General features: G+C 67.0%; 12 protein-coding genes. 5 read left to right on the top strand and 7 right to left on the bottom strand.

Annotated elements, in window-relative coordinates; genetic code table 11:
- Positions 1–341 precede the first annotated feature (341 nt).
- Both MZC64_RS22825 and MZC64_RS22820 read left to right on the top strand, forming a co-directional pair.
- A complete protein-coding gene (locus MZC64_RS22825) occupies positions 342–1265 on the top strand; it encodes a hypothetical protein (protein WP_247758339.1) in 924 nt (307 codons plus the stop codon).
- A gap of 15 nt (positions 1266–1280) precedes the next feature.
- Positions 1281–1841 (top strand): hypothetical protein, encoded by a 561-nt coding sequence (locus MZC64_RS22820; protein ID WP_247758340.1) that lies wholly within the window; start codon positions 1281–1283, stop codon positions 1839–1841.
- A 418-nt stretch (positions 1842–2259) separates the two neighbouring features.
- On the opposite strand, the gene MZC64_RS48775 is transcribed toward MZC64_RS22820, so the two are convergent.
- The gene (locus MZC64_RS48775; RefSeq protein WP_247758341.1) at positions 2260–3789 is read right to left on the bottom strand and encodes an AbfB domain-containing protein; all 1530 of its coding nucleotides are present in this window, start codon (positions 3787–3789) and stop codon (positions 2260–2262) included.
- A gap of 399 nt (positions 3790–4188) precedes the next feature.
- Between MZC64_RS48775 and MZC64_RS22810 the strand changes: the two genes are divergently transcribed.
- The 3 genes from MZC64_RS22810 to MZC64_RS22800 all read left to right on the top strand — a co-directional run bounded on the left by MZC64_RS22810 (position 4189) and on the right by MZC64_RS22800 (position 9362).
- Positions 4189–5223 (top strand): hypothetical protein, encoded by a 1035-nt coding sequence (locus tag MZC64_RS22810; protein ID WP_247758342.1) that lies wholly within the window; start codon positions 4189–4191, stop codon positions 5221–5223.
- Between the two features lie 47 nt (positions 5224–5270).
- Positions 5271–8918, top strand: coding sequence for a hypothetical protein (locus tag MZC64_RS22805; protein WP_247797735.1), 3648 nt, complete (start codon positions 5271–5273; stop codon positions 8916–8918).
- 111 nt (positions 8919–9029) lie between these two features.
- The gene (locus MZC64_RS22800; protein ID WP_247758344.1) at positions 9030–9362 is read left to right on the top strand and encodes a hypothetical protein; all 333 of its coding nucleotides are present in this window, start codon (positions 9030–9032) and stop codon (positions 9360–9362) included.
- Between the two features lie 379 nt (positions 9363–9741).
- Here the strand turns inward: MZC64_RS22800 and MZC64_RS22795 are convergent, their stop codons facing one another.
- The 6 genes from MZC64_RS22795 to MZC64_RS22770 are packed head-to-tail and all read right to left on the bottom strand — an operon-like array spanning position 9742 to position 16218.
- On the bottom strand, positions 9742–13512 hold the full coding sequence (locus MZC64_RS22795) for a serine-rich protein (protein WP_247758345.1): 3771 nt from the start codon (positions 13510–13512) through the stop codon (positions 9742–9744).
- Between the two features lie 15 nt (positions 13513–13527).
- Complete coding sequence (locus MZC64_RS22790; protein ID WP_247758346.1) at positions 13528–14088, bottom strand: hypothetical protein; 561 nt, start codon at positions 14086–14088, stop codon at positions 13528–13530.
- A complete protein-coding gene (locus tag MZC64_RS22785) occupies positions 14085–14261 on the bottom strand; it encodes a hypothetical protein (protein WP_247758347.1) in 177 nt (58 codons plus the stop codon). The genes MZC64_RS22790 and MZC64_RS22785 overlap by 4 nt, the downstream gene beginning before the upstream one ends.
- 57 nt (positions 14262–14318) lie before the next feature.
- Entirely contained in the window at positions 14319–14882 is a 564-nt protein-coding gene (locus MZC64_RS22780) for a hypothetical protein (protein ID WP_247758348.1), read from the bottom strand.
- The gene (locus MZC64_RS22775; RefSeq protein WP_247758349.1) at positions 14834–15652 is read right to left on the bottom strand and encodes a hypothetical protein; all 819 of its coding nucleotides are present in this window, start codon (positions 15650–15652) and stop codon (positions 14834–14836) included. Before MZC64_RS22775 ends, MZC64_RS22780 begins: the two co-directional genes overlap by 49 nt.
- A complete protein-coding gene (locus MZC64_RS22770; protein ID WP_247758350.1) occupies positions 15649–16218 on the bottom strand; it encodes a hypothetical protein in 570 nt (189 codons plus the stop codon). The genes MZC64_RS22775 and MZC64_RS22770 overlap by 4 nt, the downstream gene beginning before the upstream one ends.
- Position 16219: the final 1 nt, after the last annotated feature.

Below are 16219 nucleotides of genomic sequence, written 5' to 3'. Positions count from 1 at the left end.
CATGCTGCAGCAGGTCAATCCGATCCATTTCAGGGACCTGCCAGAGGCGTCTTATCTCTGACAGGGGCTCCCTACCTGAACAGCCAGGGAAACCTGGTGGCACCGGAACCAGAACCAAGGACCGGAACCATCGAGGACACCCGGCGATTTGCCATAAACACAACAGCGTCTCCACTCAGACGGTAGGCGACCTGCTCAATCAGCGCGGTGGCCGGCCAGGATCAGGCATCACCGAGGACCCTCCTCAGCCCATCATTGATGAGTGTTTGCGGGGTGACAATGTCAACGGCGAGCCTGGCAGAGTTCACAACCGAAACCTGTGGTGTCAACGTCACGAGGCCGTGGCCACCATCATCGATCCGAGCACTGGTCAACCGCAGGGCACGGCAACGGTCAAGTACACCGCAGCCGGTATCGCAAATCCCCTCAATCGCCTGGTCCACGTGTGGTTCCGCGGCGACGACTACAAGGTGACCGGAACATTCACCCGGTTCTCGCACCTGCGCCTCAAGGTGGTCTGCACGATGCTGACCGTCGGCTGCTCGGTCAACAACGACTGGATCACCAAGCAGATCGGCGACTGGAACGACGGAAAGTGGCATGACTGGGTCATCAACTCCGATGAGACCCAGTCTGCCCAGCAGCCGGAAAAGGTGCTGCGCAACCTCTGGGCCTTCACCGGCCAGGCTGTCGACAGCACCGGCGCGGTGACCGTGCCTGGTTACGGCGCCAGGCACGGCATCCGCTGCGACTCGGCCGACTACTTCAGGTTCAACCCGAAGGCGTGCATCTTCACCGATGTCATTCCGCATCTTCAATACCGTTACAACGAAGGATACGACGGGGTAACGGCCCATATCAACAGAGCCCAGAACAGTCCCGCGCAGACCTATCCGAACTACGGAACCGAGAAGAAGATTCCCGGTAAGTATCTCGGCGATCCCAACGACCTCGGTCTTCAGCGCGTCGCATACGACGGGCCGACATGGAATCTGAACGCGGCCGAGAAGACCAAGGCATGCAACCGCCGACCTCCGTATACCGGACCGAACCAGCTCCCGCCATACGACACCGAGACGCGACAGTGCGATGAGTACCCATTCGCCAGCACCGCCCAAGGCGCAGGCAAGGGGGACGGAAACTTCTCGGTTCAGGACGTGCTGTCCGCAGAAAATGGCCGCGCGGGAATCGGACTGAGGTTGTACTACGTGGCAGACCGCATCCTCTATGGAGACCTTGATGCCTTCTATGTGAGAGCCGGCTAGTGCTATGGTTCAACCATGGCGAAGATGCAGGGGTCCGTCGAGGCGACGATAGGAATCTCGCACGGCTTCTTTGAGATCTGGTCGCGGGGGCTCACCGAGCCCCCGCGATTTTTCTTCTCCGATCCGAGCATGTTGCATTGCGTCGACAACGCGGTTGCCCTGACAAGCAAATTGACCAGTGGTCAGCACTCAACAATCCGTTTGGAGGCATGGGACGCTGAACCCTCCGAGCCACAAGGAGTATGGGGGGATCGAGCCGAAGAAGAAGTGCTGCTGACCTCGGCAACGGTAGAATTGTTCGGGGTGACCGCGGGCCACCCGTCCAGCGACCCGCTCGAACTCGGCTTACCTGGCTACTATCAGGTTCGCGCATTTCGTACCAGGTCACATAAGGTCGCATCCGGCGATGATTCGATCCAGGATGCGGAGCGCTTTCTCGTGCAGTTCTGGCCCAGCCGCCGACCCACTGCCGCTGTTGAGCAAGAGCCTACCGAGGCCGCCGATCTGCACAGTCAAATCACGCAGTGGGCCAGGCAACGCGATTCCTCGATCGGCCCTGGCCCCGGGCTTCAGTAGGTCAGGCCAAGCTCGGCGTCGCCGGGTCGAGGGAAGCTCACCGGCCGGCCCGAGCGAGATCGACGAGCTGGCCGGACACGGAAGCCTGACCCTGCCCGCCGACCTCACGCAACGGTGGAACAACCCAATCCGGCCAACGAGATCGCGTGCGCCTACGCCGACCCCTTCTCACACGCGTTCGTGCGGCCATGCTCGCCGAGATGCCCGGTCCCTGACTGAGAACGCCCCGCTGCTGTGGCATGGCGCGGCTACCGCTCCATCAGTCACCGAGGCACACCTGCTGGATTGGGTCCCGGTCAGCGGTCAGTAGGCGAGACCAAATCAGGTCGCCCTGGGCAGGTACCCCGCTGCAGGTGTCGGGGCAAATTCGGTGTGGGGCAGTCGTGTTGCCCACGACTGCCCCACACCGCCGAGCGGGCTACTTCGGCTGAGTTGCCCAGGGTGCGGTGACCCGCCAGGTCACGTCCTGGTCGAACATGTGCGGGTTGTCGAAGGAGTGCTGACCGCTGTTGTTGGCCAGCCAGATCCCGCCGTCGATGTGCCGGATGAACCGGCCCGTCATGTTGAACGACTCCAGCGAGACCCCGTCGCCCGCGCGACCCTTGCGAGCGCACCAGGTGGCGTCCTTGGCGAAGACGTCCGACTCATCGTTGGCGTCGATCTTCACCCGGTGCTCCTGGTGGCGCAGGTACCGGCCGGGGACGTTCACCGACTCCAGGGAGTAGCAGAAGCGGTCGGCCAGGCCCGGCCGGACGATCCAGGTGGCGTCTTCCTTGGCCAGGGCCGGGCTGTTGCCGTCGACCGGCGAGATCGTGCCAAAACCGAACTCGTGGCGAGCGAACAGCGATCCCGGCAGACCGGGGGTGGTGACCTGGAGGGACTGGCGCAGCACGTCGAGCCAGCCGGTCTTGAGGAACAGCTTGCGGTCCTCCACGCTGCCCCTGAGCGCGACCTCGGCGGCCTTGGCCAGCTCGGGGTTCATCCCGCTGTTCTGCGCGCGGGCCTGCATGGCGAGGATCTTGTCCCGGTTGGTCTTGTCGAGGGTGGCCTGCTCGTGGTCGCGGTCCTTCTGCTTTGCCACGTAGATGCCGGTCTCGATGAAGGCACGCCAGACCTTCGGGTCCGGGTTGTTCAGCGCCGTGCCTGCTTCCAGCGCGATCCAGCTACTCTCTTCAGCCTTACGCCGGATTTCTCGAATAAAGTTGTCGTCGGTGAGTTCCACCATTTCCGCGTGGCTGACGATGCCGATTGCCGCGGCCGCGTTCTTCTTGGTGTCACGAATGCGCTGCTTCTCTTTTTCGACTTCGGTCAGGTGCTCGGCCTCTCGCCGTGCAGTCTCCTGATCGATTTCAAAGGCCAGCCTGACGCCACTTTCCAGGAACTTGCGCTGATCCTCAGCCGAACCCTTGAAGGCGGCCATGGCTGTCTTCTTGACCTCGGCGCCCTTCGCGATATCCCACAGCTTGAAGGTGAAGTCCTTGACGCTGAGGGCGAGCATGTCGGATGTGGCGATGACCTGTATGGCTGCGGCAGCCCGGCGCTTGAGTTCACGCTCGGCAGCGGCCTGGGCATCTTCGCGGATCATGTTGTCGTCGTCGCGCTTTTTCGCCTCGTGCACGCCGGTGAGGACCAGGCGGGTGTACTCGGCCGAGGTGTCGGCCTGGAGAGCCAGTTCGATGGCCGCCCGGACCTCCTTGCCCATAGCCCGCTTCCACAGCTCGACCACGAAGCCGCGCTCGGTGTGCAGCAGGAGATCCTGCAGCTCACCCTCGCGGTAGCCCACGGCCACCGCGGCGCGGATCTTGTCCTGGTCGGTGACCGAGGCGCGCGTGGAACTGGTGTTGGCGACATTTGGTGTGGGCGCGGCTACCGCGATTCCGGCGGTGCTGCCGACAAGGCCCATCAGGACCGCCACGGTCATCGCGGACCGGGACAGCCGGAAGCGCACGGCCGAATTAACGGCTCGATATTGCGACATTATTAAATTCCCCCCTCGACCGCAGAGGCGGCCGGGTAAATCACGCCCAGTTATGCCTGGGCAGCAGGCTTCATCCGGTGATGCCCAGGGACGCTCGCACGGCAATCGGATCTCCGTCAACTCGCCGTGACCGACACCACCCATTTGGCCCCATTACGTGAGGGTCGTCACAAAATCCCGGTTGGTGCGAGGTGCTACGGGTGTGTTTAGGTACCGGCGGTGGGGAGTGCCGGGGCGTGCGCTGGGGACGCAGCCCTGTATCGAAGTTCATGGATCAGGGCACCGGTGTGTCCTGAATTAGGGGGGCTTGAGGTGAAACGTGCCTCGGCGCGCTGTGCGTGCGCTTTGGTGGCGGTGTTGGGTGCTGGTGTGCTTCCGGGAGCCGCGTTCGGGACACCGGCTGATGCCGGCCCGGGTGCGGCGGCCGCGCGGTTCTGGGCGGAGGAGTTCGGGCGGAGTGCGGCCCAGGTGGCCAACGACAGCGCCCGGGTCCGCCGCGACTCCAGGTACGACCCGCGTTCGGCGGTGCGGACCTCGGCGCTGGCGGCCTGGATCAGCGAACACGGCGATACCGCGATCGTGCAGTACCTGAGCAGTGGCAAGGCCGCGGCGATCGAGCGGGCCAAGGTGGGCGGGCAGCGCAACCTCGACTTCGCCCGCCGGGTGATGCAGACCCACCTGCCCGAGTACTCGCCCAACGTGCACGCCGCGGCCAAGACCGCCGTCAACGGCGGCGATGTCGAGCGGGAGCACTTCGCCCGCACCGGGTACGCGGCGGCGAAGGAACTCGACCAGCGGCGCCACCGAGACCAGGTCGCCAAGGACGAGCAGATGACCGCGGCCGACCGGGAGTTCGTCCGTCAGCGGGCGCTGTCGGATCCGGGCGCGCAGGTGCGCGCGGCCGCGGAATGGGCGCTGCGCACCGGATCCACGGATGCCGACATCGTGGAGTTCCTGCGCTTCGACTGGATCAGCGCGGCGGCCCTGGACCGCGACACCTACCGCGTCACCGGCGCCGAGCGGGACGCACAAACCCACCGGCAGCTCGCCGAGCTGGTCACCGCCGCCCGTGCGGCCGAGGCCGCCGAGGCCGCGGCGTCGGAGGAGATGCGCGAGCAGGCCAAGGCCGTCACCAAGCGGGCCTGGGGTGCGGCGGCCGAGGCCGCCAAGCGGACCGAGGCGGCCTGGCTGGCCGAAGCCGAGCGCAGCGCCGAGCAGGCCCGGCACTGGCAGAACATCGCCGCACACGCCGCCGCCCAGCTGGAGAGCCCGACCTGGAAGTCCCTTGCGTCCCCGGCGCGTGCCAACCAGCGCGGCTGGACCGATGACCAGAGCTGGGCAGGCGAGCAGTCCCGCTACTGGGCCGGGCAGGCCGCCGAGGCGACGGCCAAACAGAACCGCTGACCTGATTTCGATCTTTTCCGTGTAGTTCGCAACAGGGGGATCTACTTGTGATGCGCACAATAAGGGCGGCCGTCATCGCGACCGTCCTCTGTGGAGTGTTCGCTGGCGGCGCCGGGCTGGCTCAGGCCAGTACCGCCACCCAGGCGGCGGCCAAGACCGCGGTGGCACAGACCGAACTGGCCGCCCGGATCGCGGCGGCCCGCAAGGCCGCGGTGCCGGAGCCGCCGACCGATCCGGATCTCAGCGAGGACCCCGACCGCAACCTGGTCGCCGACATCGCCGAGATGCACGAGGACGTCGAGGTCCGCGAAGCCGCGCGGGCGGCCCTGGCCAACCCAGACCCCAATGCGGTCATCAACTTCCTCGACCGCGAGATCGAGGGCGTCAAAGCCAAGGCGGCCAAGCGCAAGAAGGCCGAGGACGACCGCAACCGCTCCGAGATCCAGAAGCTGGCCGGCACCGGCGGCCGCTGGCTGCGGGAAGGCGTCGATCGCGCGCTGGCCGGAACCCCTTATGACAGGGCGAACTTCCTGGCCTGGGGCAAGGACATCGCCATCGGCTGGGACACCAAGGACACCGAGGACGCCAAGGAACTGGCCAAGCGCCGCCGCGACCAGGTCGCCCTCCTCGCCGCGGGCGGGGGCCTGGAGGTGGCCAAGGCTGCCCAGGCCGCGCTGGACGCGGGCTCGGACACCGCGGTCGAGGAGTTCTTCAAGACCGGCTACCAGGCTGCCGCACAGCGGGACTCCGACGCGCACGAGGCCAAACTCCGCGAGCAGGAGGAACGCAACAAGGAACTGGCCAGGCTGACCGAGGAGGCCAAGCGCGCGGCCAAGGCCGCCGAAGCACGCCGCAACCTGGTTGTCGCACACGGCGAGACGGTCAAGGGCCTGGAAGAGGCCGCCAACGCGATGATCATGGCCTCCAACGCCGCGCGGGAGGCCGAGAAGATCCTGCAGACCGGCAAACACGGCACGCTGGCGCCGGATGCCTACAACTCGGTGCGCAACGAGGTCGTGCGCCAGACCGAGTGGGCCCGCAAGAACTCCGAGTACGCCAAGGCGGGTTCGATCCGGGCGAATCTGGAGGCCACCCGGCTCGTGGAGGCCGGTCACCCGCACGGCACCCAGTGGGCGCAGGTCGCCACCGCGCTGACCAACTCCGCCGATGCCGCCCACCGCGCCGCGCTCACCGCCCAGCACGCGGTGACCGCGATCGTCGCCACCCAGGAGGCCAAGGACGCCCAGGCCAAGGCCGAGGCGCACGCCGAGCAGGCCAAGAAGTGGCGGGAGTACGCCGAACAGAGCGCGAACTCCGCGGCCGCGCTGGCCGTGGCCGCCAAGGACCAGGCCAAGGTGGCCACCGACGCCGCCGAGCGCACCAAGAAGTCCCGGACCGACGCCGAACGCGCCGAGCAGAAGGCCTCGGCCGCGGCCAAGCGCACCCGGGACGCCCGCCTGGTCGCCGAACGCGAGCAGCGCAACGCCGCGGCGGCCAAAACCCGTGCGGAACAGGAACGCCGCAGTGCCCGTGACGCCCGTGTTCGCGCCGACCAGCAGGCCAGCGCGGCGGCCGGCGCCGACACCAACGCCAAGAACCTCAGCGCCAAGGCCAAGGAGGCTGATGCCGCAGCCTGGGATCACGAGGGCAAGGCCGCTGCGGCGCGCCGGGAGTTCGAGGCGGCTGAGCGAGCCAAGAACGCCGCGCTGACCAAGGCCAAGGCCATGGAGACCATGGCAGCGGCGGCCAAGTCCGGGGCGAAAGCCGGTGAGGCACAAGCAGCTTTGGATCTGGCCAAGTCCGAAGCGGGCCGGGCCGAGAACCACGCAGGCGCCTCTCGCGCGGCGGCCAACCAGGCCACCGACGCCGCGACCCGTTCCCGGGCCGCTGCCACCCGGGCCAATGGAGCGGCCGCACGCGCCACCGCCGCGGCTGCCACGGCTCAGCAGGAAGCCGCCGTCACCCACCATCAGGCACTGGTGGCCGATGCCGCCGCGGCGACCGCGACCGCCGAGCAGGTCAAGGCCGCCGACGCCGCCGACACGGCGGTGAACCTGGCCCAGCAGGCCGCCGATGAGGCGCTGGCAGCCCTCCAGGCCGCGCACTACACCCAGGAAGAGGCCACCGCCGCGGCCACCGAGGCCGCCACCGCTGCCGTCCAGGCCGGCTTGGCCGTGCGTGCGGCCCAGGCCGCGCGCATCTCGGCAGCGGGCATCGCCGATCCGGCCAACACCGCGATCAACACCGCGAGCCCGTTCGCCGGTTCGGATATCGACGCCGACTTCGCCATCCTGGTCGCCAACCACGCCAAGACCGTCGGCGCTGAACACGTGCAGACCGCACAACGCGCCGCCACCGAAGCCGAGAACGCCGCGGCCAAGGCCAAGGAGGCCGCCGACCGCGCCGGCCCCGAGGTCGCGCTGGCGTTCCAGGCGGCGGCAAGGGCAGCGAAGTCCGCGGCCGATGCGGCGCACTCGGCCGCCGAAGCCCAGGACGCGGCGGCCCGAGCCGCCGTGGACGGCGGGGCTGCCCGCGCGGCTGCAGCGCGGGCGGATCAGGCTGATGCTCAGGCGCGAGCCGACGCGAAGGCAGCCCGGGGCGCTGCCGCGGCCGCACGTAATGACGCGGCGATTGCTGGTCGTTCGGCGGCTGCGGCGGAGCAGGAGGCGGCTGCCGCCCGCGGTGCGGCGTCGCGGGCGGAGGAAAGCGCGAAGTCGGCCCGGAATGCCGCGAACGAGGCCGAGACCGCGGCGAAGTCGGCCGAAGCAGCAGCTACGAACGCGAAGGAGCATGCGAAGGCAGCCGAGGAGGCTGTGCGCCGTGTGGAGGAGGCCGAACGGCAGGAGAAGGAGGCACGCCAGAAGGCAGCGTTCGACTCCGGTGCTGCTGGTGCTGAGCTGACCCCAGCGGAGAAGCTTGCCCTACAGGCGGTCGGGGCGTCCGTCGAGGACTACGAGAAGGCCCGCGCTCTCCTGACCAAGGACATGCTCCAGTTTCTCAAGGAGAACGGGCTCGAAATCCTAATCAAGGCCCTGGGAGCCGACAACATCGTTGGCTGTTTCAAGGACCCGAATATCGAGAGCTGCCTGTGGGCTGCCTTCGACGTGGTCCTCTCGCTCACTCCGCTGAAGTGGGTTGAGCTGGGCTTTGACGTCGGCAAGGGGCTCCTGAAGCTGGGGTCGATCGTCTGGAAGTTTGTCGAAGAGTCAATGGCGGCGAAGAAGTCCATTGAACTCGGCCAGAAGGCGATCCAAATTTACCACAAGCTGCTTCCATGCGTAAAACGGAGCGGCGTTCCAAAGAGCGCTCCGGCACTGGCGGCCGATGGGCCCCGGCAGATGCCCAAGGAAGTTCGAGCACAAAATGCGAAATGTGGCCCGGACTTCAGTATGGATGACGCACAGTTTGGCAGCAAATGGGGAAAGCACTCCAAGGACTACAACCTAAACCCGGGTGACCCGGGTGCACGAAAGTGGTTCAAGGATCGCGTTCACGAAGTTCGCAATTCGCACGACGAGGCCAGGACGGGCGCCTACAACCCGGGTCAGGGCGGTTCGGATGACTACTGGTTCTACCGCAAGGGCGACGACCTTCTGATTACCAAGGGCGACGGTTCGTTTGTTACCATGTTCCCGCTGGGAACATCCGGAAACAACTGGTGGAACAAGGCATACAAAATTGCTTGTGGGTGCTGAGTTTGCGAGCGACGCCAACGGGTGTCGACATGACTGTCGAATTGGAACCTTGTGATGAGTAGACCTGAATTTATTCAACCACAGACTCTCATTGGTCGCAAGGTTGACCGTGTGCGGGAGATCAAGTACCTCGATGGCAGCCTAGTCGGCCTGCAGGTGACCTTTGCAGACGGGTCTTCCCTGGTGGGTTCCTCATGGGCCGACTGGTCTCTGGTGCTTGAGTTGCGTGGCGATACCTTGATGCCGGACTACTTCTATCCTCCGGAGTCATTCCACTTCAGCGAGCTTGACTCGGCCCTCTCTGCACAAGAAGGAGACGAGCTTCGCCTAGGCGAGATGCTCTCCAACGAAGGGAACACTCTAGTCAGGATCGAAATGACGATCGGACAGAGCCCGATTATCATCCGATCTCACGCCGGAGACATTGTGGTCGAATATCAGTGACGCCACTTCCCCGGAGGCTGCCAGACTCCTTAATGATAGCCCATTAGAACCTTGTGCAATTTGACCTTGCAGCAACAGAGGGCACTTGTCAGCCGCAATCAAGTTGCACTGTGCCAGTAGTGGTGAGATGGAAGTGCGGGCCACGCGACGCGTGGCCCGCACTTCCATCTCCGTGGGAGATTAGCGTGCCAGTCGTCTAGCCGTAGCAGTAGCCTTCATCAGCGTTATGGAGACAAGTGCTCGACTGATAATGCACCAAGAACATATTCTGCCGCATGTCTCGGATTTATCCCGATGTAGGACTATTATGCATTCCTTGGATTCCGATGCTGGAAATCGATCACTGGCCACAACTCTGGACGACACCTATACCAGAATTTCAGTAACTCAGGCCAAGTTCAGCATCGCTGGGTCTCGGAAAGTCCACCGGGTCGATCGCGATGAGCACGGGTGCGCCGTCGATCCAGTCCCGGGTCGGGCGGGGTTTGATGATCGCCCAGCCGGTAGGGATCTCAGACAGAAACTGGGACAGGTCGCGGTGGTCGTAGCGGCCGTCCTTGCCCAGTTTGGCCATCATCCGTTGTTTGGATTCGTAGCTGTCGGCGGAGTGCACGGCGACCAGGCCGGCGCAGTTGATGGCCTGCTGGGACAGCTTCTCCGGGCTCTGCACCACCAGCATCAGCGCCAGCCGCAACGACCGGCCCATGGACAGGGTCTGGTCGAAGACGGTCTGGGGGACGCCGGAGACGTCCTGCTGGTCGCGGGCATCCGGCAGGTAATCGTTGGCTTCCTCCAGCACCACCATGGTTTCGGAGAGTGTGCCGATGTTGTCGCGGGCGTAGGCGAAGGCGGCGGTGAACACCGCGGCCAGCACCAGGGCGCCGGATTGGGCGTCGAGGTGGGCGGCTTCCAGGACGACGCAGTCGCCGCGGCCCATCAGGTCGCTGACCTCGATGGTGGCGCTGGTGGCGGAGCCGGGCGGGTCGGGTAGGTAGATGCCGGAGCCGTAGACGTCGCGGTGGAAGAACTGCAGCCGGTTCTGGATGACGTTGTAGCCGGTGACCAGTTCTTTGCTGGTGGTGGATCGGCGGGAGATGGCTTCCAAATGGTTGTCGACCCATTCGGCGAGGTCGGCCATGCCGACGAAGCGGGACAGGGCGGGGCGTTCGTAGACGGTGGCGGTGTCGCCGTGGTCGGGGTCTGGGCGAGGTGCGGACCAGAGGGTGTGCAGGGCTTGCCAGAGGATGCCGCGGCCGCGAGGGCCCAGCGAGCCGACTTTGGCCATGGTGTCGCAGATGGCGTCGCGGTAGACGTTGGGGCGCACGCCGGGTGGGATGCGGAGCAGGTTGTAGCGCAGGTAGGGGCCGGCGCCGGTGACGGTTGGGCGGTGGCCGGGTGGGGGTTCGCTGCTGAGGTCGTAGAAGCGGAATCGGCCGGCCTGTTCGGGCGGGAGGCTGTGGGCGAGGCGGCGCCAGTCGCTTTTGCGGTCCAGGGCGAGGACACCACGGTGGACTTGGTGGTGGGTGGGTAGGCCGGTGGTGTGGTCGATGTCGCGGATGCTTTGGGTGGTGTGGAGCCATTCGTGGGCCAGGCGTAGGCCGGTTTCGGTTTTGCCGCGGCCGGTGGAGCCGGTGATCAGCGGGTGGAGCAGGTCGTTGTGCACGTCGTCGACGAGCAGGGAGAACTTTTCGCGGGAGACCACGGCGCGTTGGGTGTCCACGACGTGGCCGAGGTGGATGGGGCCGTTGCGGGCTTGGGGGTAGACCAGGGTGGGCAGGCGGGTGGCGGAGGCGGCCACGATGCCGGGCACGTCGATGCGGGGTGGGGTGGTGAGCACGGCGACTTCGTTGGAGAGCAGGGCGGTGCCGTAGTAGTGGGGTTCGATGACTTGGGGGCGGCTGTCGGCGTGGGCGCAGGGGGAGAAGGCGCGGGCGTGTTCGATGAGGTGGCCTGTTTGGTCCGGGGTGAGCGTGGTGGAGACGCAGAAGGGTTGGGGGACGGGGCTTTTCTTGCCTGTTCCCCAGAAGCTGGAGGTGAGCAGACCGGCCGCGGCGGCTGCGGTGGCCGCGTCGGGGACGAGCATGTAGCCCTGGGAGAGCCACATTCCTTCTTCCAGGCCGAGGGCGAGGCGGTGGAGTTGGGCGGTGTAGATCTTGCTGACCTGATCGGCCATGGCGTCGAGGGTTTGGCGGGAGGCGCCCATGCCGAGGGTGGGTACGAAGGAGAGGCTTCCGGCGACCTGGGAGTTGCGGGCGGCGGAGTTGGAGAGGGCGTCGGAGCGGCCGTAGGTGTCGCCGAGGCTGCGGCCCAGGCTGTCGGTGGTGCCGTTGGCGATGCTGTGGTTGCGGCCGTTCTGGTGGGAGGTGGCTTCTTGGTTGGCCACGCTGTGGGTGCGGGAGGCCGCGGTGGACTGCTGGCTGCCGGTGTTCTGGCCGAGGCCTTCGGTCCAGCCTCGGTTGGTGCCGGTGGTGGCGTTCTGCCCGGTCGAGGTGGTGTCGGAGGTGGACAGGCTGTGGCCGGTGGTGGTGCCTTGGGCGCGGCCGATGGTGTTGCCGATCTGCTGGCTGGTTCCCTCGGAGACGCCGGTGCTCCAGCCTTGGCTGGCGGCCAGGGAGTTTCCGCCGGTGTAGGAGGTGTTGGTTCCGTGGGATGTGCTGGTGCCGCGGTTCTGTGATTCCGACGCGGTCACTCCCTGACTGCCACCGACGTTGGTCGAGGTTCCATGGCTCTGCGCGGCGGTGTAGCCAATCTGGTCGCTCGTGCCGGAGTTGGTGTCCACGCTGACGATCAAGGAACCACCCAGTCCTCGGGACGAACTCTCGCCGTGCGAGGCGCTCATTCCCGAACTGACCTGTTGGCTGGTTCCTTCACCCCAGGTTTTCCCGCGGGATTCGGCGGTGCCGGTGGTGTGGCCGGTGGATTCGCCGTAGGAGTCGTTGGTGCCCATGGCGATGGAGTCGCTGCGGGTGCCGGTCAGGCTTCCGGTGTTGCCCGCGCTGTGTTGTTGGGACTGGCCGATGGTGTTGCTCTGGCTGTGGGAGAGCTGGTCGCTGGTGCCGGTGGAGACGCCGCGGGTGCTGCCCTGGGACTGCTGGGTGGACACGCCCTGGGTGTCGGACTGGCCGCCGGAGAGCCCTTTGTTGTGAGTGAGGCCCTCGCTGGTGCCGCGGGTGTCGGTGAGCCCGGTGCCCTCGGTGTGGGTGGTGCCGCGGGTGTTGGTCACTGCCTCGGACACGCCCTGGGTGGTGGAGGCGGTGGTGCCCTGGGTGGCGGAGAGGCTGTCAGTGCTGCCGGAGTTGACGCCGAAGCTGTGCGCGTTGCCGTAGGCGTCCCCGGTGGCGGTGGAGAACATCATCGGCAACCCGACCCCCGCGGAGATGCTGCGCTGTCCGTGCACCTGGGAGGCCACCGTGGAGAGCTGTTCGGCGGCGGCGGAGAGGCGGGAGGTGACCTGGTCGAGGGAAACGGGGCTGGCCATGAGGACCAGGAGGTAGCCGGGGCCGCCGAGCAGGCCGCGGATCAGTTCCTCGATGCCCTCCTCGAACTCGCCACCGGACTCGTGGGTGCCGGCCAGCGGCATCCGCAGATCCTCGCCCACATCGCGGCGCGGCATGGGGATGCCGCGGATGGGCAGGACGTGCGACCACTGCTGTTGCTTGTGCAGCAACCATTCCGCCTCTGGTGGCGCCAGGGGGCGGAATCGGATCTGCGGATAGGTGCCGGTGAGTTGGGCGGTGAGCATGGCGTAGTGCCGGTCGGCCTGGTCACGGGCTTCGGCGAGGGTGTTCCCGAGGCCCTGGACGCCCATGAGGTTGAGCACGCCGAGGCCCTCGGCGCCGGTGTCGCCGAGCACGCACACGTAGTGGATTCCTTGTGCCCACAGGGCTCTTACCAGGTCACGCTGGTCGTCGTACTCGTTGGCGCGTTTGCGCAGCATCGGGTTGAGGACCGGCATGCGCACGATGCGCAGGAACCGCACGGACTTGACCAGCGGGCGCCAGTCGGGGTCGCCGTGGTCGCGAACGCTGAGCCGGTAGTCGAGGCTGTGCACTGCCTGCGCGTTGCCCGGGTCCGGGACGACGTCCGCGGAGTGCAGGCGCATGTCGGCGAACTCGGCCAATGCGCCGTCGCCGTGGAGTGCTTGTGTCACAGGGGTTTCCGTTCGTCAGGGTTGGAAGTGGTCTTGTCGTCGGGCGTGCCGGACGAGCGACTCGTACCGGTGGGTGCGCCCGTACAGGCGCCACTTCTGCACCAGCCACAGGCTCCAGCCGAACGGCACCGCGATGACCGCGTAGACGAACAACGACGGCAGGTGCCCGCCGAGCAGATTGCGCGCGGTGCTGGAGAACTCCGCGCCGAACGCCTCGCTCACGCCCTGTGCGCCGGATCCGGCGATCACGGCCAAGGTCAGCTTGACCGCCGTGGTTCCGGCGCACAGCACGGCTACCCAGCAACGGGTTTCGTGCCTGACCTCTGCCGCGGCGTTGACCAGCAGGCAGGAGGCGGCGATGCCGGTGATCAGCAGGTACAGCGCGACGTGCAGCACGGCAGGCGAGCGGGTGACCGCGGAGACCGTCCACACCGCCGCGCCGAGCACGATGTGCTTGCACCACGTGGCCATGACGTTGACGGTGGGCCGGACTCGATCAGGTTGGCGCTGGGTGGATCGCATCATCCGGCCGAGCAGGCGCAGTAGCAGCTCGGTGCGGCGGCGCGGGCTGCTCACGTCCGCCTCGCCGTGACCTTGGCTGCCGCCCGGCGCGCGGCCAGAATATCCAGTCTGGCCAGCAGCACGCAGCAGGCGGCCAGCACCACCACGGTGAGGTGGTTGAGCGCCATCAGCAGGGCGGCGAGCAGCCCGTTGACGATGAGCACACCGAGGGTGTGAACGGCCTGCATCGTTGCCTCACCTCGTGGTTCGAGCCATTGGGTTCACCAGGCAGGTAACGCGGCGGGTCAGCTACTCGACGACAGCCAGAGCCGTTTGACCTCGGCGGGGTCGTACCCGGCGGCTTGGACAAGTGGTCCCCACACCGAATCGTCGGCGCCGTCGTCCTGCCGGTGCACCGCGACGATCAAGCCGGTGGTCGCGTCCTTGGCTCGGGCGCGTTCGAGCAGGTTCCGCATCAGCTCGGGCTGGTTGACCAACCAGGGCAGCAACCAGCGGGGCGGAAGCTTGGGGCCGCTGAGCGGCCGCACACTGATCAGCGGGGCCTGACCAGGTTTGCCGGCGAGGACCCGCAGGTGGTTGTCCCTGGCCACACCGGCCAGAGCGCGGAGGATCGAGCGCTGCGTCGTGGCATCCAAGGTGGTCATGCAGTCCAGGACTTTCTTCGCCACCGACGGCCGGCGGACGCCGAGCCGGGCGCTGACCGTGGCGGCGAACTCGGCCAGCTTGTCCTGGGGAATCAGGACGTCGGCCTGCCCGCGGTCGTGCCGGACGAGGAGTCGCTGGTCGGCGAGCTGGTCAATCAGCGTCCTGCGCTCGGCGGCCGTCCCGTCCTGGCCGATCTGCCCCAACGTCCACAGCGTGCCAGTCCAAAGATCCTGGAGAATCGTTTCACCCCAACGTTTCTGATAGGTGCGACTGATGCCTTGCCAAGGGTCGGCCCCGGTGCGGACGTTGGTTTCGGCTTGTCCGGCGGGGTGGTCGTCGGCCTCTTGATCGGCTTGGCCGGGCCGGTTTCGGCCCAGCGGCGGTACCAGTCCGGGCGCCGGAACAGCGTGGGCAACGTGCCGCCGCCCGCGGCGATGTGGTCAGCCAGGCGGACCGCGCCGCGGGACAGCTCGCGGCGATCGTTGGCACATTCACTGAGCTGGCTGGTCAACCTCTGCGCCTGTTCCTCGTAGTGGTGCAGGCGCTCCAGGTAGACGGCCTGGTCGGCGTTGCGGTGCTCGGTGTGTTTGGCCAGCGCGCCCTCCAGTTCGGCGTTGCGGGCACGCAGGGCGTGCAGTTCGTCCCGGACCGCGTTCTCCGCGCTGTGCCGGAGTTCGCCGTCGCGCATCTGGTCCCACTGCGCCATCGCCGCGAGCAGTGTTGACTCGGTGGTGTTGGGCCCCAACGGAAACCCGTCCTTCTTGAGGCGTTCGGTGCGCAGTGGGTGACGGCCCTTGAGGTAGCCGATGACGCCGCGGCGGAAGGCGGCCAGCGCGTCAGCGTGGGAGACGCCGGCCTGGTAGAAGGCGCGGCGGGCACCGATCTCGCGGGCCAGCAGCACGGCGTAGTCGTGGCACCCGGAGCATTCGGGGTTGTGGCGGAGGGTGTGCGCGGGCTCGGAGGCAGTACTCACCGCGGTGCCTTGTCCAGGCGGAACCCGGCGGCGTGGAGGCGTTGCTGGTAGTCGCGGAGGTAGTCCATGAGCAGCTCGGCGTAGCGGGTGTCCAGGGTGCGGGCGGCCAGCAGGGCCTGTTGCTGGTCGGCGGCGTTGGTGGCGGCGATGGCGCGTTGCATCGCCTCGTAGTGCTGGCTGAGCGTGCCCACGACGGTGGCGAGCTTGCCGTGACTGGCGCCGAACGGCTCGGGGACGCGCTTCTCCTCGCGCATCCTGGTCAGTTCGGAGCTGGTCGCGCCGAGCAGTTGCCGCATCGTAGCCAGCGACCGGCGAACCGGGTCCGCGGTGAGGTTGCGGGTGTTCTGGCCGAGCACGGCGCGCATCGCGGTGTCATTGCCCAGCAACTCCTCGGCGACGGCGTCGATTCGCTTGACGTAGTCGGCGCTGCCGGACTGCGGGGAGATCAGCACGAGTGCCTGGCCGTCGAGATCGCGGGTGACCACCGCGCCGGTGGCGGCGGCGATGGCCATGACGAAGGCGGCGGCGCGGACGGCGAGCCAGCGTCGTTGTTGGCAGATTGGCACC

Source organism: Crossiella sp. S99.2, from assembly GCF_023094165.1.
Lineage (GTDB): Bacteria > Actinomycetota > Actinomycetes > Mycobacteriales > Pseudonocardiaceae > Crossiella.
This window is presented reverse-complemented; position numbering and strand designations above follow the sequence as displayed.